The 17,005-nt window shown below is 61.0% G+C and carries 16 protein-coding genes; 9 read left to right on the top strand and 7 right to left on the bottom strand.

Going from position 1 to position 17,005, the window contains the following annotated elements:
- The first annotated feature begins 113 nt into the window (after nt 1–113).
- Nucleotides 114–551: an RcnB family protein gene (locus NTD87_RS01875; protein WP_262111467.1), complete on the top strand. Its 438-nt coding sequence runs from the start codon at nt 114–116 to the stop codon at nt 549–551.
- 136 nt (nt 552–687) lie between these two features.
- Here the strand turns inward: NTD87_RS01875 and NTD87_RS01870 are convergent, their stop codons facing one another.
- Together NTD87_RS01870 and NTD87_RS01865 are read right to left on the bottom strand one after the other, a co-directional pair.
- Entirely contained in the window at nt 688–1,014 is a 327-nt protein-coding gene (locus tag NTD87_RS01870) for a DOPA 4,5-dioxygenase family protein (RefSeq protein ID WP_262111465.1), read from the bottom strand.
- Nucleotides 1,015–1,054: 40 nt separating this feature from the next.
- Complete coding sequence (locus NTD87_RS01865; RefSeq protein WP_262111464.1) at nt 1,055–2,005, bottom strand: choline sulfate utilization transcriptional regulator; 951 nt, start codon at nt 2,003–2,005, stop codon at nt 1,055–1,057.
- Nucleotides 2,006–2,119: 114 nt separating this feature from the next.
- On the opposite strand from NTD87_RS01865, the gene betC reads away from it, so the two are divergent.
- The 3 genes from betC to NTD87_RS01850 all read left to right on the top strand — a co-directional run bounded on the left by betC (nt 2,120) and on the right by NTD87_RS01850 (nt 6,481).
- A complete protein-coding gene (gene betC, locus NTD87_RS01860) occupies nt 2,120–3,634 on the top strand; it encodes a choline-sulfatase (protein ID WP_262111463.1) in 1,515 nt (504 codons plus the stop codon).
- A gap of 15 nt (nt 3,635–3,649) precedes the next feature.
- The gene (gene choX / locus NTD87_RS01855; protein ID WP_262111462.1) at nt 3,650–4,582 is read left to right on the top strand and encodes a choline ABC transporter substrate-binding protein; all 933 of its coding nucleotides are present in this window, start codon (nt 3,650–3,652) and stop codon (nt 4,580–4,582) included.
- 330 nt (nt 4,583–4,912) lie between these two features.
- Nucleotides 4,913–6,481, top strand: coding sequence for a SulP family inorganic anion transporter (locus NTD87_RS01850; RefSeq protein WP_262111460.1), 1,569 nt, complete (start codon nt 4,913–4,915; stop codon nt 6,479–6,481).
- 118 nt (nt 6,482–6,599) lie between these two features.
- Here NTD87_RS01850 and aroE read toward each other — a convergent pair whose 3' ends face one another.
- Both aroE and hemF read right to left on the bottom strand, forming a co-directional pair.
- Nucleotides 6,600–7,421, bottom strand: a complete 822-nt coding sequence (aroE, locus tag NTD87_RS01845; RefSeq protein WP_262111458.1) for a shikimate dehydrogenase — start codon at nt 7,419–7,421, stop codon at nt 6,600–6,602.
- 13 nt (nt 7,422–7,434) lie between these two features.
- Nucleotides 7,435–8,349 carry an oxygen-dependent coproporphyrinogen oxidase gene (gene hemF / locus NTD87_RS01840; protein WP_262111456.1) on the bottom strand — a complete coding sequence of 305 codons (915 nt, stop codon included), beginning with the start codon at nt 8,347–8,349 and terminating at the stop codon, nt 7,435–7,437.
- Nucleotides 8,350–8,528: 179 nt separating this feature from the next.
- On the opposite strand from hemF, the gene NTD87_RS01835 reads away from it, so the two are divergent.
- Complete coding sequence (locus tag NTD87_RS01835; RefSeq protein WP_262111454.1) at nt 8,529–9,506, top strand: NADPH:quinone reductase; 978 nt, start codon at nt 8,529–8,531, stop codon at nt 9,504–9,506.
- Between the two features lie 116 nt (nt 9,507–9,622).
- Here the strand turns inward: NTD87_RS01835 and NTD87_RS01830 are convergent, their stop codons facing one another.
- The 3 genes from NTD87_RS01830 to NTD87_RS01820 all read right to left on the bottom strand — a co-directional run bounded on the left by NTD87_RS01830 (nt 9,623) and on the right by NTD87_RS01820 (nt 12,494).
- Nucleotides 9,623–10,180 carry an L-threonylcarbamoyladenylate synthase gene (locus NTD87_RS01830; RefSeq protein ID WP_262111453.1) on the bottom strand — a complete coding sequence of 186 codons (558 nt, stop codon included), beginning with the start codon at nt 10,178–10,180 and terminating at the stop codon, nt 9,623–9,625.
- Nucleotides 10,181–10,284: 104 nt separating this feature from the next.
- Nucleotides 10,285–11,388: a DNA-processing protein DprA gene (gene dprA / locus NTD87_RS01825; RefSeq protein WP_262111451.1), complete on the bottom strand. Its 1,104-nt coding sequence runs from the start codon at nt 11,386–11,388 to the stop codon at nt 10,285–10,287.
- An 80-nt stretch (nt 11,389–11,468) separates the two neighbouring features.
- Nucleotides 11,469–12,494 carry a LysM peptidoglycan-binding domain-containing protein gene (locus NTD87_RS01820; RefSeq protein WP_262111449.1) on the bottom strand — a complete coding sequence of 342 codons (1,026 nt, stop codon included), beginning with the start codon at nt 12,492–12,494 and terminating at the stop codon, nt 11,469–11,471.
- Between the two features lie 171 nt (nt 12,495–12,665).
- Between NTD87_RS01820 and def the strand changes: the two genes are divergently transcribed.
- The 4 genes from def to trkA are packed head-to-tail and all read left to right on the top strand — an operon-like array spanning nt 12,666 to nt 16,893.
- Nucleotides 12,666–13,172, top strand: a complete 507-nt coding sequence (gene def / locus NTD87_RS01815) for a peptide deformylase (RefSeq protein WP_262111447.1) — start codon at nt 12,666–12,668, stop codon at nt 13,170–13,172.
- Between the two features lie 57 nt (nt 13,173–13,229).
- On the top strand, nt 13,230–14,189 hold the full coding sequence (gene fmt, locus NTD87_RS01810) for a methionyl-tRNA formyltransferase (RefSeq protein ID WP_262111445.1): 960 nt from the start codon (nt 13,230–13,232) through the stop codon (nt 14,187–14,189).
- Entirely contained in the window at nt 14,186–15,496 is a 1,311-nt protein-coding gene (rsmB, locus tag NTD87_RS01805) for a 16S rRNA (cytosine(967)-C(5))-methyltransferase RsmB (protein ID WP_262111443.1), read from the top strand. Before fmt ends, rsmB begins: the two co-directional genes overlap by 4 nt.
- Before the next feature lie 23 nt (nt 15,497–15,519).
- Nucleotides 15,520–16,893, top strand: a complete 1,374-nt coding sequence (gene trkA / locus NTD87_RS01800; protein WP_262111441.1) for a Trk system potassium transporter TrkA — start codon at nt 15,520–15,522, stop codon at nt 16,891–16,893.
- The last annotated feature ends 112 nt before the right edge of the window (nt 16,894–17,005 follow it).

The raw sequence follows: 17,005 nt of genomic DNA, 5'->3' as shown, positions 1-17,005 counted from the left end.
CCTGATACAAAGGAATTAGTACCCGGCGCCGCAGACTAAACAGCAAGACCCAGGGGTTCAGAACCACGTTCTGAGCCCCTTTTTTTGCCGTGGATGCTGTGAGGAAGACCCGAATGAAAATGCCCAAACGCTTGATCGCCAGCCTGGGTGTATTGATGCTCAGCGCCACGCCCTTGCTCCACGCAAGCGCTGATGAACGCGACGATCACGAGCATGATCGTGGCGGCCCGCAGTACGAGCATCGCGGCGATGAACACCGCGAGCATGGCCCTGAATACAGACGGCCACCCCATGATTTCGGCCCCGTGCGCGAAGTCATCCGCGGCAACCACGGGTATTTCGTGCGCGGCGCACCACCACCGCAGGGTATTCGCTGGGTTAGAGGCCAGCCCTTGCCGCGCGGCTACTACGGCGAACGCCTGGACGACCGCGCCCTCGCGCACCTGCCGTATTACCCGGGTTATGAATGGCGACGCATGGGCGGCGACATGGTGTTGATCGAGATGGGCAGTGGGGTGGTTTATGAAGTTCTAGAGGGTGTGTTGTATTGAGTATTGATCGGGGTTTTGTGTAGTCCGAACCGCCGTCATCGCGAGCAGGCTCGCTCCCACATTGAAATGCGTTCCCCTGTGGGAGCGAGCCTGCTCGCGATGAGGCCCTGACAGGCAACACAGCCCTCAAGACTGCTCAAAAAATCGACAAATCCAGCGGCCGGATCGCGCCCATCCAGATCGCATGGTCAGTGTGGTCGGCCAGGTCGTCGCCAGTATCCGGATGCAGAAACACCACCAACCCATGGCGATTGAGCGCCAGCCACGGCAGCACTTCGCCGAGCTGCTCCGGCGCGAAGGCCAATTGGCAGCTCCAGTCCGGGTGCGGGCCGACCGGCCGTTCATGCACCCGGCCCATCTTCAACGGAAACAGCTGCGCGGCCTGCTCACACAGAGCCCGCGCCTGATCAATGGTGTTCGCGTCGAAGTAAACGTGGGCGTGGTAGCCCTTGATCTGTTGCATAGTGTTCTCGTGTCCCGGGATTCATTCCCCAGCCGCAACGCTACACCGCAATAGACGGCAGGGCCAAGCCTGTCAGCGACTCCGCGCTGCTGGCCTGTTCGGTCATCAGCCAGTCGACGAACTGCTGAATCAGCGCGCTGCGGCGTTTACGCTGAGGCAGCACCACGTAATAGCCGAAGCTCGACATCGCCGTCTCGGCAATCGGCCGGCACAACAAACCTTGCGCCAGCAAGTTATCCACAAGGTGCCGCCAACCGATGGCCACGCCCTGACCGCCAATCGCCGCTTGAATCAACAGTGTGTAGTTGTCGAAACGCAACTGCCCCGGCGCAGGCACAGTGGCGATGCCCAACGCACGAAACACGCCGCTCCAGTCGAACCAATGGCTGCTGTTTTCCCCGCGCAAATGCAGCAGCGGCAACTCTTGCAAGGCGTGGGCGGGCAGGGGCGCCGAGCGCTCCTTGAGCAGCAGCGGACTGCACACCGGGAACACTTCTTCGCTGAACAGCCAATGGCTTTCGCCTTGCTTGAAACGCCCATCGCCAAACAGCACCGCCACGTCGATGTCGGTGCGCAGCATGTTGTGGCTGCGTTCACTGGTGACCAGGCTGACGTCCACGTGCGGATTGGCTTGGTGAAAGCGGTGCAGACGCGGCATCAGCCAATACGCGGCGAAGGCAAAGTCGGTGGCCACTTGCAACACCTCATGCTGATGCTGGGCGCTGATCGCATTCAACCCGGCGTCGATGCTCTGCAATCCGGCCTGCACCTGCTCGAACAGGATCGCTCCGGCCTCGGTCAGCTCGATGCCTCGGTAGATGCGGTCGAACAGCCGCGTGCCGAGCTGCTCCTCCAAGCGTTTGATCTGCTGACTGACAGCTGGCTGCGTTGTACCGAGTTCTACCGCTGCCGCCGTGAAGCTGCGATGACGGGCGGCGGCTTCAAAGGCGCGAAACAGGTCCAGGGACAGATCACCAAGGGCGTCATACATAAGCTGTGCTTATCCTAGTCATTGCCGGGCATGGGCTTTACCGCAAAGTGTGTGGGCTACATCCTCGATCACAGCACTTTCGCATAACTGCTCACTATGGAATGCCGTGATCACATGAAGCGCAAGAACATTCTTTTCATCATGGCCGATCAAATGGCCGCGCCCCTGTTGCCGTTCTACGGCTCATCGCCGATCAAGCTGCCCAACCTGAGCCGCCTCGCCGCGCAAGGCGTGGTGTTCGACGCCGCGTATTGCAACAGCCCATTGTGCGCCCCTTCGCGGTTCACCCTGGTCAGCGGCCAGTTACCGAGCAAGATCGGCGCCTATGACAACGCGGCGGATTTTCCTGCGGACGTACCGACTTATGCCCACTACCTGCGACGCCTCGGCTACCGTACCGCGCTGTCCGGCAAGATGCACTTCTGTGGTCCGGATCAGTTGCACGGCTATGAAGAACGCCTGACCAGTGACATCTACCCGGCGGACTATGGTTGGGCGGTGAATTGGGACGAACCGGACGTACGCCCGAGCTGGTATCACAACATGTCCTCGGTGCTGCAAGCCGGACCCTGCGTGCGCACCAATCAGCTGGATTTCGACGAAGAGGTGGTGTTCAAGGCCCAGCAGTACCTGTTCGATCACATCCGCGAAGACGGCGATCAGCCGTTCTGCCTGACCGTGTCGATGACTCACCCACACGATCCGTACACCATTCCCAAAGCCTTCTGGGATTTGTACGACGACCAAGACATCCCGTTGCCGCAAACCCCGGCGCAAGACGAACTCGATCCGCATTCCCAGCGCCTGCTCAAGGTCTACGACCTGTGGGACAAGCCGCTGCCTGTGGATAAGATCCGCGATGCGCGCCGCGCCTATTTCGGTGCGTGCAGCTATATCGACAGCAACGTCGGCAAACTCCTGCAAACCCTTGAGGATACGGGGCTGATCGACGACACCATCATCGTCTTCTCTGGCGACCACGGTGACATGCTCGGCGAGCGCGGGCTCTGGTACAAAATGCACTGGTTCGAAATGGCTGCCCGCGTGCCGCTGCTGGTCAGTGCGCCGGGGCAGTTCGCGGCGGGGCGAGTCAGTGCAGCGGTGTCCACCGCCGACCTGTTGCCAACCTTCGTCGAATTGGCCGGCGGCATGCTGGAACCCGGTTTGCCACTGGACGGTCGCTCGCTGGTTCCGCATCTGCAGGGGCAGGGCGGGCACGACGAAGTGTTTGGCGAATACATGGCCGAAGGCACCATCAGCCCGCTGATGATGATCCGCCGTGGCGCGTACAAATTCATCTACAGCGAAGACGACCCATGCCTGCTCTTCGACGTGCAAAACGATCCGCACGAGCAGGAAGAACTCAGCCAATCCGCGCAACATCGCCAGTTGTTCGACGACTTTCTCGCCGAAGCGCGGGCCAAATGGAACATCCCGGCGATCCACCAACAGGTACTCGCCAGCCAGCGTCGACGACGTTTCGTCACTCAGGCGCTGACCCTCGGCAAGTTGAAGAGCTGGGACCACCAGCCGCTGGTCGACGCCAGTCAGCAGTACATGCGCAACCACATCGACCTCGATGATCTGGAACGCAAAGCACGTTATCCACAACCCTGCCAAAACCAATAACGTAAGGGGAAGAACATGCAAAGGTTATCCACAGTACTGACGGCGGGGCTGCTGGCCTTGAGCAGTGTGTCGGCCTGGGCCGAGCAAAGCTGCGACACGGTGAAGATGGCGGACCCGGGCTGGAGCGACATCGCCGCGACCAACGCCATCACCGGTTTCCTGCTTGAAGGCATGGGTTACAAGGCCAAGGTCGATACCCTGGCGGTACCGATCACCTTTGGCGGGCTCAAGGACGGCCAGGTCGATGTGTTCCTGGGTAACTGGATGCCGGCGCAGCAGGGCTTCTACGACAAATTCGTGGCCAATGGCGATGTCACCCAACTGTCGAAGAACCTCGACGGCACCGAGTTCACCCTGGCCGTGCCGGACTATGTGTGGGACGCCGGCGTGCATGACTTTGCCGACCTGAACAAGTACGCCGAGCTACACCCAAAAGAAGTTGATAAAAAAATCTACGGCATTGGCTCCGGCGCCCCTGCAAACATTTCCTTGCAGGAAATCATCAAGAAGAATGATTTCAACCTCGGCCAGTGGAAACTGGTTGAGTCCAGCGAACAGGCGATGCTCGCCGAAGTGTCCCGCGCGGTGAAAAAGCAGAAATTCGTGACCTTCCTCGGCTGGACCCCGCACCCAATGAACGTGCAACTGAAAATGCATTACCTGAAGGGCGGCGAGAAATACTTCGGCGACACCGGCAGCGTCCACACCCTGACCCGCAAAGGTTATGCACAGGCCTGCCCGAACGTCGGCAAACTGCTGACCAACCTGAGCTTCACCCAGGAGATGGAGAACAGCATCATGGCCGAGGTGGTGAACAAAAAAGTCAGCAACGCCGACGCGGCGAAAGCGTGGATCAAGGCCAATCCGGCGGTGCTGGAGAAGTGGCTGGACGGCGTGAAAACGGCGGATGGGAAGGATGCGTTGCCGGCCGTAAAGGCCAAACTGTAACCGTTGCACCCTTATCGCTGCAGAAGTATCTACGCATCTATTTGCTCTAGCTCGCGTAGCAGCTGCCGAGCCTGCGAGGCTGCGTTCGAGGACGAAGTCCTCGTAAATCCTGCGTACGCGGTTTTCCGGTAAGAACGCGTTGCCTGACTTTACGACCGCTTTGCGGCCGAACGCAGCCTCGCAAGGCTCGGCAGCTGCTACGAATTGATGCGTTGCGTCTGACAGAGCGTTATTGCCGATTCAGGACCGCTACGCGGTCCAGCGGGAGCAAGCTCCCTCGCCACAATGCTTTATCCTGACGCCTTTGAATGACTCCGATCGAGAGGCCCCATGGCAATCCCCAACCGCCATAAACTCTTCCCCTTTCTCAGCTGGCTGCCCCGGCAAACCCGCGATAGCGTCGGCCGCGACCTTGTCGTCGGCCTGAGCGGGGCGATTCTTGCGTTGCCGCAGTCCATTGCCTACGCATTGATCGCCGGGTTACCCGCAGAATACGGCTTGTACGCTGCCATCATTCCGGTATTGATCGCCTGCCTCTGGGGTTCCTCCTGGCATTTGATCTGCGGCCCGACGGCAGCGATTTCCATTGTGCTCTATGCCAGCGTCAGCCCCTTGGCCGTGCCCGGTTCCCAGGACTACATCACGCTGATCCTGCTGCTGACCTTCCTCGCCGGTATTTTCCAGTGGCTGCTGGGTATGTTGCGCTTCGGAGCCTTGGTGAACTTCGTTTCGCACTCGGTGGTGCTGGGCTTCACCCTCGGCGCGGCGGTGGTCATCGCCCTCGGCCAGTTGCCAAACCTGCTGGGGCTGGACCTGCCGAATCAGGCCACGGCGCTGAACAGTTTGATGTCCTTGATCGGCCACATCGGCGAGCTGGATAAACCGTCATTGGCGTTGGGCCTCTTCTCGCTGGCGGTAGGCATCGCGCTGAAACTGTTGGTGCCACGCTGGCCGAGTCTGCTGATCAGCCTGATCTTCAGCGGCCTGCTGGTGTGGCTGTGGCCTTCGATGTTTGGCCATGTGAAGTTGGTCAGCTCGTTTGTTGGCCGGCTGCCACCGTTCAGCCCGTTGCCGCTGGACCTGGACCTGGTATTGCGCCTGCTGCCCAGTGCGGTGGCGGTCGGCATGCTCGGGCTGGTCACCAGCCTGTCGATTGCCCGCTCCTTGTCAGCGCGTTCAGAGCAGTTGCTCGATGCGAATCAGGAAGTCCGCGCGCAGGGGCTTTCGAACATTGTCGGCAGCTTTTTCGCAGGCTCCTTGTCGGCCGGTTCCTTTACCCGTTCGGGTTTGAGTTATGAAGCAGGCGCCTGCTCGCCGCTGGCCGGGGTGTTCTCGGCGCTGTGGGTGGCGTTGTTTGCGGTGGCCGGGGCGGCGCTGATTGCGCACATTCCTATGCCGGCCATGGCCGGGAGCATTCTGCTGATTTGCTGGGGGTTGGTGGACCATCGCGGCATTCGCGCGTTGTTCCGGGTCAGCCGTGCCGAGTTCGTGGTGATGGCGCTGACCTGCGTCGCCACGTTGTTGCTGGAGCTACAAACGGCGATCTACGCCGGCGTACTGGTCTCGCTGTTTTTCTACCTCAAGCGCACCTCGCAACCCCGCGTGCAGCAATGGAGCGAAGGCGATGAGGAGATTTTGCGGGTCGGCGGGTCGATCTTCTTCGGCGCCAGTCACTACCTGCAAGTGCGTTTGCAACGCACTCAAGGGTTGAAGGTGGTGATCGAAGGGCAGTACATCAACTTCATCGACTATTCCGGCGTGGAGATGCTGCATCAGGAAGCGCGACGACTGCTCAGGCAAGACCGCAGCCTGATCCTGCGCCGGGCGCGGGGGCATGTGGTCGAGGAATTGATAAAGCTCGAAGGACCAGAGAAATGTCCGATCCGGTTTGAAGACTGATGCGATGTCGCAGAGCTCTCCTCTGTGGGAGCGAGCCTGCTCGCGATGACGGCGGCAACATCCAGCACTGATGTGACTGACCGATCGCTATCGCGAGCAGGCTCGCTCCCACAGAGAGCTAAGCGGCCAGTTGCCGGCGGAGCTCGGCCAGCACCGGCGCGGTATCCGGGCGCACACCACGCCACAGGAAGAACGCTTCGGCCGCCTGTTCGGCGAGCATTCCGAGGCCATCCATCGATACGGCAGCCCCGTGTTCGCTGGCCCAGCGGCAGAACGAGGTCGGTTCCTTGCTGTACATCATGTCGTAGCAAACAGTCTTGCCCGGGTCGATCAGGCTGCTGGCAATCGGTGGTACATCGCCTGACAGGCTGGCAGACGTTGCATTGATGATCAGGTCCACCGGCTCACGCAGCCAGTCGAAACCACTGGCGAACACCGGGCCGAGATCGGCAAACAGTTCAGCCAGCAACTCGGCTTTTTCCACCGTGCGATTGGCAATGATCACCGACGCCGGTTGCTCGGCCAGCAAGGGTTCCAGTGCGCCACGTACCGCGCCACCAGCGCCCAGCAACAGAATGCGTTTACCGCGCAGGCTGAACCCGGCGTTGACCGTCAGGTCCCGCACCAAACCTGCGCCATCGGTGTTATCACCCAACAGGCTGCCATCCGCCAGTTTGCTCAAGGTGTTGACTGCACCGGCGCGCTGAGCACGCTCTGTCAGGCTACTGGCCAGACGATAGGCCTCTTCCTTGAACGGCACCGTGACGTTGGCACCACGGCCCTCGCGGAAAAACTCCGTGGCACAGCCGAAAAAGTCGTCGAGCGGTGCCAGCAAAGTGCTGTAGTCCAGTTGCTGAGCGGTCTGCTCGGCAAACAGGCGATGGATCAACGGCGATTTGCTGTGGCCAATCGGGTTACCGAATACGACGTAACGGTCCATCAGGATTCCTCGTTCAGGCGTTAGCCAGCCAATCGCGGTCTTGCAGGAAATATTCGGTCAGGCGCGCTTCTTCGCTGCCAGGCTCGGCCTTCCAGTCGTAACCCCAGCGCACTTGCGGCGGCAGCGACATGAGGATCGACTCGGTACGCCCACCCGACTGCAGGCCGAACAGCGTGCCACGATCGTAAACCAGGTTGAATTCAACGTAACGCCCACGGCGGAACTCCTGGAATTCGCGCTGTTTCTCGGTGAAGGCTTGCGCCTTGCGACGCTGGACAATCGGCAAGTACGCGTCGATGTAAGCGTCGCCGATAGCGCGCATGAAAGCGAAGCAGGTGTCGAAGTCCCACTCGTTCAAATCATCGAAGAACAGACCGCCGATACCCCGGGGCTCGTTGCGATGCTTGATATGGAAATAACTGTCGCACCAGTCCTTGTACCGGCTGTAGACGTCCGGCCCGAACGGCGCGCAAGCCTGCGCGGCCACGCGGTGCCAATGCACGCAATCTTCTTCATTGCCATAGTAAGGGGTCAGGTCAAAACCACCGCCGAACCACCAGACCGGCTCTTCGCCTTCCTTTTCGGCGATGAAAAAGCGCACGTTGGCGTGGGACGTCGGCACATGCGGATTGTGCGGGTGAATCACCAGCGACACGCCGAGGGCTTCGAAGCCGCGCCCGGCCAGTTCCGGCCGATGGGCGCTGGCGGACGGCGGAAGACCGCTACCAAAGACGTGGGAAAAGTTGACGCCGCCCTTCTCGATAACCGCGCCGTTTTCAATCACCCGCGTGCGACCGCCACCACCGGCAGGCCGGGTCCAGGCGTCTTCGACGAAACGAGTACCACCGTCTTCGGCTTCCAGCGCGGCACAAATACGGTCTTGCAGGTCGAGCAGGTAGGCTTTAACGGCCTCGGTGCGGGTAGTCATGGCATCACCTTGAATCGGGCAAAGCTACGCGGCGCTCGATCAGAACGGCGGCCGACGCAAATGGGCGCGTAGCATAACACTGCACTCATGACCGTCGCAGTTGACGAAGATCAAGCTTAGGAGTCCGATAGGAACCTTCGCCGAAAGACTGACGGCAAACACACCCAAGGAGAGTGCAGATGGCCAAACGTATCCAGTTCCGAGCCCATGGCGGCCCCGAAGTGCTTGAGTATGTGGACTTCCAACCGGCCGAGCCTGGCCCTCAGCAGGTGCGCGTCAGTAACAAGGCCATCGGTCTTAATTTCATCGACACCTATTTCCGCAGCGGCCTCTATGCACCGCCAGCCCTGCCATCGGGCCTGGGCTCGGAAGGCGCGGGCGTGGTCGAAGCGGTGGGCAGCGAAGTGACTCGTTTCAAGGTCGGCGACCGCGTGGCCTACGGCAGTGGTCCGCTGGGTGCTTACAGCCAGGTGCATGTGTTGCCGCAAGAAAATTTGGTGCATCTACCGGACGCCATCAGCTTCGAACAGGCTGCGGGCGTCATGCTCAAGGGCCTGACCGTGCAGTACCTGCTGCGTCAGACCTATGAACTCAAGGGCGGCGAAACCATTCTGTTCCACGCGGCTGCCGGCGGTGTCGGTTCGCTGGCCTGCCAATGGGCCAAGGCCTTGGGCGTGAAGTTGATCGGCACTGTCAGCTCACCTGAGAAAGCCGCGCTGGCAAAATCCCTCGGTGCCTGGGCAACCATCGACTACAGCAAGGAAAACGTCGCACAGCGCGTACTGGAACTGACTAACGGCAAGAAGTGCTCGGTGGTCTATGACGGTGTCGGCAAGGACACCTGGCTGACCTCGCTCGACAGCGTGGCGCCACGCGGGCTGGTGGTGAGCTTCGGCAACGCGTCGGGCGCGGTGGACGGGGTCAATTTGGGTATTCTCGCGGCAAAGGGTTCGCTGTATGTGACCCGGCCAACACTGGGGACTTACGCCAACAACGCTGAAAACCTGCAAATCATGGCCGATGAGCTGTTCGGGATGATCATCAGCGGCAAGCTGAAGGTGGACATCAGCCAGCGTTATCCACTGGCTGAAGCGGCGAAGGCGCAGATTGAGTTGTCGGCACGGCGGACTACCGGGTCTACGGTGCTTTTGCCATAAAATTTATGGTGTCTGTAAGGCTCGCTCCCACAGTAGATCTTTAGCGAACACAGATTTTGTGTACGACATAGATCCAGTGTGGGAGCGAGCCTGCTCGCGATGGGCTCACCTAGGTCTCAAGCCGGGCGCACCACCTTGCCCGTCGCCAGATCGCGAATCACACTCGGGTTCTTGCGCCCGCCGAGATTGCCGCCCAGCACCAGGTCGATTTGCCCACGGAAATACTGCTCGACACGAATCCGTGTGCGCGCCGCCGGCCTGCCTTGCGGGTTGGCTGAAGTCGACACCAGCGGCCCGACCAACGCACACAAATCCCGCACCTGCGGGTGATCGCTAACCCGCAGCGCCACGGTTTCGTGCACCCCGGTGATCCATTGCGGCAGCATGTTTTGATGGGGCACCAGCCAGGTGTTCGGTCCCGGCCAGGTGCTGGCCATGCGATCCATCCACAGTTCCGGGAAGTCTTCGAACAGGAAGTCGAACTGGCGAATGTTGTCGGCAATCAGGATCAGGCCCTTGTCCACCGAACGACCCTTGATCGCCAGCAAGCGATACACCGCCTCTTCGTCCCACGGGTCGCAACCCAGGCCCCAGACGGCTTCGGTTGGATAGGCAATCACCGCCCCTGCGCGAATTTCTCGTGCGGCTTGTTGCACACGCCAACTGTTGACCATTACCGACTCTCCAAAATAAGGCTGTGCGCAGTTTACCGATCTTTCATGACCGTAGGACCTGTCATCAGTTATTGCCTGTGCCGCGCAATAACTGATGATAGGCCCTAGCTTAGGCGCGCAAACCAGCGTCCGCCTTCACTCACTGCCCGCCCCTCCATTTCAAGCTCCGTCAACGCGGCCAAGACCTTCGGCAACGCCCAGCCAGCAGCGTCTGCCAGGGCCTCGCTGGTATGCGGCGCAGCAAACAACAGGCAGAGCAACGGGTGATCGATGGGGGCCGAGGCTTCTGTGGATAACGGCAGATTCTGCCAACCGCGCAGGCCTTCGAGGATATGTTCAATGGTTTCCACCAACACCGCGCCATCGCGGATCAATTGGTGACAACCACGAGCGCCGGGATGATGGATGGAGCCTGGAATCGCATACACCTCGCGCCCTTGTTCCGCCGCCAGCCGTGCGGTGATCAGCGAGCCGCTGGCGACACTGGCCTCGACCACCAGAACACCGAGGGACAAACCGCTGATGATCCGGTTGCGGCGCGGAAAGTTGCTGGCCTGCGGTCCGGCGTCCAGCGGGAACTCGGAAACCACCGCGCTGCCCTGGGCAATCATCGCATCGGCAATACGTCGATTGCGCTGTGGATAAAAATTTTCCAGCCCGGTGCCGAGCACCCCGACGGTCTGCCCACCGACGTCCAGCGCGGCTTGATGCGCCGCCGCATCGATGCCCAGCGCCAGGCCGCTGGTGATGACAAAGCCAGCGCCCGCCAGGCTGCGGGAAAACGCTGCGGCAGTGTCCATCCCCGGCCTCGATGCGCGTCGGCTACCGACCATCGCCAGCTGCGGTTTTTCCAGGATAGCGGGATCGCCTGCGACGAATAACAACGGTGGAGGATCACTGATTTCTGCCAGCAGCGCCGGGTAGCCCGGCTGGTCAACCATCAGTAAATGCTGGCCCTCACGCTCTAGCCAGGCCAATGCATGGTAGGCGCCATCACGAATGAGCGGGCTACGCCGGGCCTCGGCACACGCCGCCGGCAACCCCAGGGCGCCCCAGGCACTGGCCGGTGCGCTGATGGCTTTTGAGGCCGAGCCAAAGGCTTCGAGCAGCTTTTGAAAACGTCGTGGACCGAGCTCCGGCAGGCGATGCAAACGCAAACGCGCTTCCAGTTCCGCCGGCGAAACCTTCGTGTGTGCAGACAGCGGCATAAGATCATCCTTGATCGTTATTGGTCCTGCTGATTCAGGAACAAGCTGTGGATAAGTCTGTTGGTAACTTGTTGAGTCTTTTACGGATTACGCACCTTGTCCATCACCGCCAGAGAGCGCGAGGCGTTCAGCACCAAGCCATAACTGAGCTTTTCGTAAGTGCGGAAGATCATCAGCAAACCGGCGCGCTCATCCGGGATTTTCACCTGCTCGCCCGTCACCCGGTCACGCACGGTTTCGCCGGTTTTCATCACCACCAGTACGTTGCCCTCGGCCAGACCGTCGCGCAGGCCCTTGTTCAGGGTGACCACGTCAAGCACACCGATTTGCGTAACGCCTCGTGGTACGTCGATGATCAAGCCATGAATATCGGTTTTTGGTGCGCTGGGCATAAAGGTCGAGTTGATCGCCCGCTCTTCGCCGCTGAACAAGCGGTCGCCCAGACGAACCTCCTGGGTGGTGCGTTGCAAGGCGAGGGTCGCTACATCGCCTTCGGTGGCAATGATCTCGCCACCACCAATGTCATCGGCGTTGATCCCCAGAAACTCTCTGCTTTGCGGATCGCTGTAAACCTTGCCCTGACGGAAAATGCCGTACACCGACTGCGCGGGGTCGAATTTACCGCGTGCGTAGATTCGATCGCCCATGCCGCTGAGCACCCGTTCGGCGTCGCCGGCAACGATGTACGGCGCCTTGTTGAAGTCTTCGACGTTGTCGACGATGCGGTTGCTGAGCAGGAAACTGTTGATGGATCGCAACGGAATACTCGGAATGGCGTCGGCCACCGGGGTGCTGCGCACATGTGGCGAGAGCTTGAGGGTGCCCCGTGTTGCCCCGCGATTGAGGGTCAGGCGTGGCTGCCCGTTGATGTAAACCAGCGACAACGAGTCGCCAGGGTAGATCAGGTTGGGGTTTTCGATTTGCGGATTGGCCTGCCAGAGTTCGGGCCATTTCCAGGGTTCGCGGAGGAATTTTCCGGAGATGTCCCAGAGTGTGTCGCCCGCCACCACCGTGTAATGCTGTGGAAAATCTTCCTTGAGTTGTACCTGCCCGTGTGCGAAACCGGCCGAAGCCAGAAGCAGCAAGGCGAGTAGTGATTTCCTCATGCGGTGAATCCCTTTATTATATGCATTCGCGTAGAACGCCAGAGCCCCCGTGGCTCGCTCCCCCCTTGCTAATGAAAAGAAGGGAGCTACGTTTTACAACGGTAGCCTGCATCTTCGGACCCGCCAGGCCATCGGCCCTGACTTTACTTCACACGTGCAGCAATTACGCTTATGGCTATTTTGAACATCCTCGAATTTCCCGACCCGCGCCTGCGTACCATCGCCAAACCGGTGGCCGTAGTGGACGACGAAGTGCGGCAGTTGGTCGATGACATGTTTGAAACAATGTATGAAGCACCCGGCATCGGCCTCGCGGCGACCCAGGTCAACGTACATAAACGCATCGTGGTCATGGACCTTTCCGAAGACCGTAGCGAACCGCGGGTATTCATCAACCCCGAGTTCGAAGTCCTGACCGACGAGATGGGCCAGTATCAGGAAGGTTGCCTTTCGGTGCCGGGCTTCTACGAAAACGTCGACCGCCCGCACAAGGTCAAGATCAACGCCCTGGACCGTGACGGCCAGCCTTTTGAACTGATTGCCGAAGAACTGCTGGCAGTGTGCATTCAGCATGAATGCGACCACCTCAACGGCAAGTTATTCGTCGACTACCTGTCCACGCTCAAACGCGACCGGATCAAGAAGAAGCTGGAAAAGCTCCATCGCCAGAACGCTTGATACCTTCTTCCAAAGGCTTGCTGCGGCAAGCCTTTTTCTTTTCAAGAGACTCCATCCATGACTGAGCCACTGCGCATCGTCTTTGCCGGCACCCCCGAATTTGCCGCCGAACACCTCAAGGCCCTGCTCGACAGCCCTTACGAGATCGTTGCGGTCTACACCCAACCGGATCGTCCGGCGGGCCGTGGGCAAAAGCTGATGCCGAGCCCGGTCAAGCAACTCGCGCTGGAAAACGGCATTGCCGTGCTGCAGCCGCCCACCCTGCGCAACAGCGAGGCCCAGGCCGAACTGGCCGCGCTCAAGCCGGACCTGATGGTGGTCGTCGCCTATGGCCTGATCCTGCCGCAAGTGGTACTGGATATTCCGCGTCTGGGCTGCATCAACAGCCACGCCTCGCTGCTGCCACGCTGGCGCGGTGCGGCGCCGATCCAGCGCGCTGTTGAAGCGGGCGACGCTGAAAGCGGCGTGACCGTGATGCGCATGGAGGCCGGCCTCGACACCGGGCCGATGCTGCTCAAGGTCATCACGCCGATCAGTGCCGAAGACACCGGCGGCAGTCTGCATGACCGTCTTGCCGAAATGGGTCCGCCCGCTGTGCTTCAAGCGATTGCCGGGCTGGCGGCGGGCACCCTGGAAGGCGAAGTGCAGGACGACAGCCTCGCCACCTATGCGCACAAATTGAACAAAGACGAAGCGCGCATCGACTGGAACCGTCCAGCGGTCGAGCTGGAACGTCTGGTTCGCGCGTTCAATCCGTGGCCGATCTGCCACAGCACGCTCAATGGCGAAGCCTTGAAAGTGCTGGCTGCCAGCCTCGCCGAAGGCAAGGGCGCACCGGGCGAAGTCCTCAGCGCCAGCAAGGACGGTTTGATCGTCGCCTGCGGTGAACAGGCGCTGTGCCTGACCCGTCTGCAATTGCCCGGAGGCAAGGCGCTGAGCTTCAGCGACTTGTTCAACAGTCGTCGTGAGAAATTTGCCGTGGGCACCATCCTGGGCCAAGCGGTGGACGCCCAATGAACCCGCGTCTGGCCGCCGCCAAGGCCCTGGCCGCCGTCCTTAACGGCAAGGCTTCGCTGAATAGTTCGCTACCGACGCAGCTGGACAAGGTCGAAGACCGCGATCGCGGCTTCACCCAGGACCTGGCCTTTGGCACCGCGCGCTGGCAACCACGCTTGTCGGCGCTGGCGGCCAAGCTGCTGCAAAAACCGTTCAAGGCGGCTGATGCCGATGTCGAAGCCCTGATGCTGGTCGGCCTCTACCAACTGCTTTACACCCGGGTCCCGGCCCACGCGGCCATCGGCGAAACCGTGGGGTGCGCCGACAAACTGAAAAAGCCCTGGGCCAAGGCCCTGCTCAACGCTGTGCTGCGTCGCGCCCAACGTGAAAGCGAGGCACTGCTGGCCGAGCTTGAGCACGATCCGGTGGTGCGCACCGCCCACCCGCGCTGGCTGCAAAAATCCCTCAAGGCTTTTTGGCCCGAACAGTGGGAAGCGATCTGCACCGCTAACAACGCGCACCCGCCGATGATTTTGCGGGTCAACCGTCGTCATCATTCCCGCGACGCCTACCTCGCCTTGCTGAGCGATGCCGGTGTCGCGGCCAAACCGTGCGTGTTTAGCCGGGACGGCATCGTGCTCGACGTGCCGAGCGATGTGCGCCAGTTGCCAGGCTTTGCCGAAGGCTGGATCAGCGTGCAGGACGAGGCCGCGCAACTGGCGGCGGATCTGCTGGACCTGGCGCCGGGCCAACGGGTGCTCGACGCCTGCTGCGCACCGGGCGGCAAGACCTGCCATATCCTCGAAGTCGAGCCGAAATTGGCCGGTGTGGTGGCGGTGGATCTGGAAGCCAAGCGTCTGGTGCGCGTGCGGGAAAACCTTGAGCGGCTGGGGCTCAGCGCCGAACTGATCGCCGCCGACGGCCGTGACACTCAGGCCTGGTGGGACGGCAAGCCGTTCCAGCGCATCCTGCTCGACGCGCCGTGCTCGGCGACCGGCGTGATTCGCCGTCACCCGGACATCAAGCTGACCCGTCAGCCGGATGACATCGCCGCGCTCGCGGTGCTTCAGGGTGAACTGCTCGACGCAATGTGGCCGACTCTCGAGGTCGGCGGCATTCTGCTTTATGCCACGTGCTCCACACTGCCGACCGAAAACACTGAAGTCATCGAAGCCTTCCTCGCCCGAACCCCGGGTGCCCGCGAGTTGGACATCGCCAGCCAGGCCGGCATCAAGCAACCGCACGGCCGCCAGTTGCTGGCGCAAGAGGGCGGTCACGACGGGTTCTACTACGCGAAATTGATCAAGATTGCCGCCGCGCGCAGCTAAGCGAATTTCAAGGGAGTGACTGGATGAAGATCATCATCCTCGGCGCAGGGCAGGTGGGCGGCACACTGGCGGAACACTTGGCCAGCGAAGCGAACGACATCACCGTGGTCGACACCGACGGCGAACGCCTGCGCGACCTCGGTGACCGCCTCGACATCCGCACCGTGCAAGGACGCGGCTCGCTCCCGACAGTGCTGCGTCAGGCCGGCGCCGACGACGCTGACATGCTGGTGGCGGTGACCAACAGCGACGAAACCAACATGGTCGCCTGCCAGGTCGCCCACACCCTGTTCCACACGCCGACCAAGATCGCCCGGGTGCGCGAAGCCGCGTACCTGACCCGCGCCGGCCTGTTCGACAACGATGCGATTCCGGTCGACGTGTTGATCAGCCCGGAACAAGTAGTGACTCACTACATCAAGCGCCTGATCGAGCACCCCGGCGCCTTGCAGGTGATCGACTTCGCCGAAGGCAAGGCCCAACTGGTGGCGGTCAAGGCGTACTACGGCGGACCGTTGGTGGGGCAGCAACTGCGCCAGTTGCGCGAACACATGCCGAATGTCGACACCCGCGTGGCGGCGATTTTCCGTCGTGACCGGCCGATCCTGCCGCAAGGCGATACGGTGATCGAAGCCGACGACGAAGTGTTTTTCATCGCCGCCAAAGCGAACATTCGTGCGGTGATGAGCGAAATGCGCCGGCTCGACGAGAGCTACAAGCGCATCGTCATCGCCGGTGGCGGACAGATCGGCGAGCGCCTGGCCGAGGCCATCGAAAGCCGCTATCAGGTGAAGATCATCGAGATGAACCCGGCACGCTGCCGCTACCTCTCGGACACCCTCGACAGCACCGTGGTGTTGCAGGGCAGCGCCTCGGACCGTGATTTGCTGCTGGAAGAGAACATCGCCGACGCCGATATTTTCCTGGCACTGACCAACGACGACGAAGCCAACATCATGTCGTCGCTATTGGCCAAACGCCTGGGCGCAAAAAAGGTGATGACCATCATCAACAACCCGGCCTACGTCGACCTGATCCAGGGCGGTGACATCGACATCGCCATCAGCCCGCAACTGGCGACTATCGGCACCTTGCTGGCCCACGTGCGCCGTGGCGATATCGTCAGCGTGCACTCGCTGCGCCGCGGTGCGGCAGAAGCCATCGAGGCGATTGCCCATGGCGATGCGAAGTCGAGCAAGGTGATCGGCAAGGCCATCGAAAACATCGTCCTGCCGCCAGGGACTACCATTGGTGCGATCATTCGCGACGAAGAAGTGCTGATCGCCCACGACGACACGGTGATCGAGGCCGGCGACCATGTGATTCTGTTCCTTGTGGATAAAAAGCATATTCGCGATGTGGAGAAGTTGTTTCACGTGGGGTTGAGCTTTTTCTGATTCGGGCTCTGCGCTGGCCGGACGGGCCTCTTCGCGAGCAAGCCCGCTCCCACAGTGGATTTCTGCCGAACACAACATCTGGGTTCACTGAAGATCAACTGTGGGAGCGAGC

Origin of the sequence: Pseudomonas sp. 6D_7.1_Bac1 (assembly GCF_025465945.1) — a bacterium.
Taxonomy (GTDB): domain Bacteria; phylum Pseudomonadota; class Gammaproteobacteria; order Pseudomonadales; family Pseudomonadaceae; genus Aquipseudomonas.
The sequence above is the reverse complement of the archived record's forward strand: the minus strand, read 5'-3'. Positions and strand labels throughout refer to the sequence as shown.

Excerpts from the sequence above, each read along its gene's own strand:
- NTD87_RS01850 (WP_262111460.1), top strand. The coding sequence starts at position 4,913 with ATGGCAATCCCCAACCGCCATAAACTCTTCCCCTTTCTCAGCTGGCTG.
- NTD87_RS01870 (WP_262111465.1), bottom strand. The coding sequence starts at position 1,014 with ATGCAACAGATCAAGGGCTACCACGCCCACGTTTACTTCGACGCGAAC.
- trkA (WP_262111441.1), top strand. The coding sequence starts at position 15,520 with ATGAAGATCATCATCCTCGGCGCAGGGCAGGTGGGCGGCACACTGGCG.
- NTD87_RS01835 (WP_262111454.1), top strand. The coding sequence starts at position 8,529 with ATGGCCAAACGTATCCAGTTCCGAGCCCATGGCGGCCCCGAAGTGCTT.
- rsmB (WP_262111443.1), top strand. The coding sequence starts at position 14,186 with ATGAACCCGCGTCTGGCCGCCGCCAAGGCCCTGGCCGCCGTCCTTAAC.
- fmt (WP_262111445.1), top strand. The coding sequence starts at position 13,230 with ATGACTGAGCCACTGCGCATCGTCTTTGCCGGCACCCCCGAATTTGCC.
- NTD87_RS01875 (WP_262111467.1), top strand. The coding sequence starts at position 114 with ATGAAAATGCCCAAACGCTTGATCGCCAGCCTGGGTGTATTGATGCTC.
- NTD87_RS01820 (WP_262111449.1), bottom strand. The coding sequence starts at position 12,494 with ATGAGGAAATCACTACTCGCCTTGCTGCTTCTGGCTTCGGCCGGTTTC.
- choX (WP_262111462.1), top strand. The coding sequence starts at position 3,650 with ATGCAAAGGTTATCCACAGTACTGACGGCGGGGCTGCTGGCCTTGAGC.
- dprA (WP_262111451.1), bottom strand. The coding sequence starts at position 11,388 with ATGCCGCTGTCTGCACACACGAAGGTTTCGCCGGCGGAACTGGAAGCG.
- aroE (WP_262111458.1), bottom strand. The coding sequence starts at position 7,421 with ATGGACCGTTACGTCGTATTCGGTAACCCGATTGGCCACAGCAAATCG.
- def (WP_262111447.1), top strand. The coding sequence starts at position 12,666 with ATGGCTATTTTGAACATCCTCGAATTTCCCGACCCGCGCCTGCGTACC.
- NTD87_RS01830 (WP_262111453.1), bottom strand. The coding sequence starts at position 10,180 with ATGGTCAACAGTTGGCGTGTGCAACAAGCCGCACGAGAAATTCGCGCA.
- hemF (WP_262111456.1), bottom strand. The coding sequence starts at position 8,349 with ATGACTACCCGCACCGAGGCCGTTAAAGCCTACCTGCTCGACCTGCAA.
- NTD87_RS01865 (WP_262111464.1), bottom strand. The coding sequence starts at position 2,005 with ATGTATGACGCCCTTGGTGATCTGTCCCTGGACCTGTTTCGCGCCTTT.
- betC (WP_262111463.1), top strand. The coding sequence starts at position 2,120 with ATGAAGCGCAAGAACATTCTTTTCATCATGGCCGATCAAATGGCCGCG.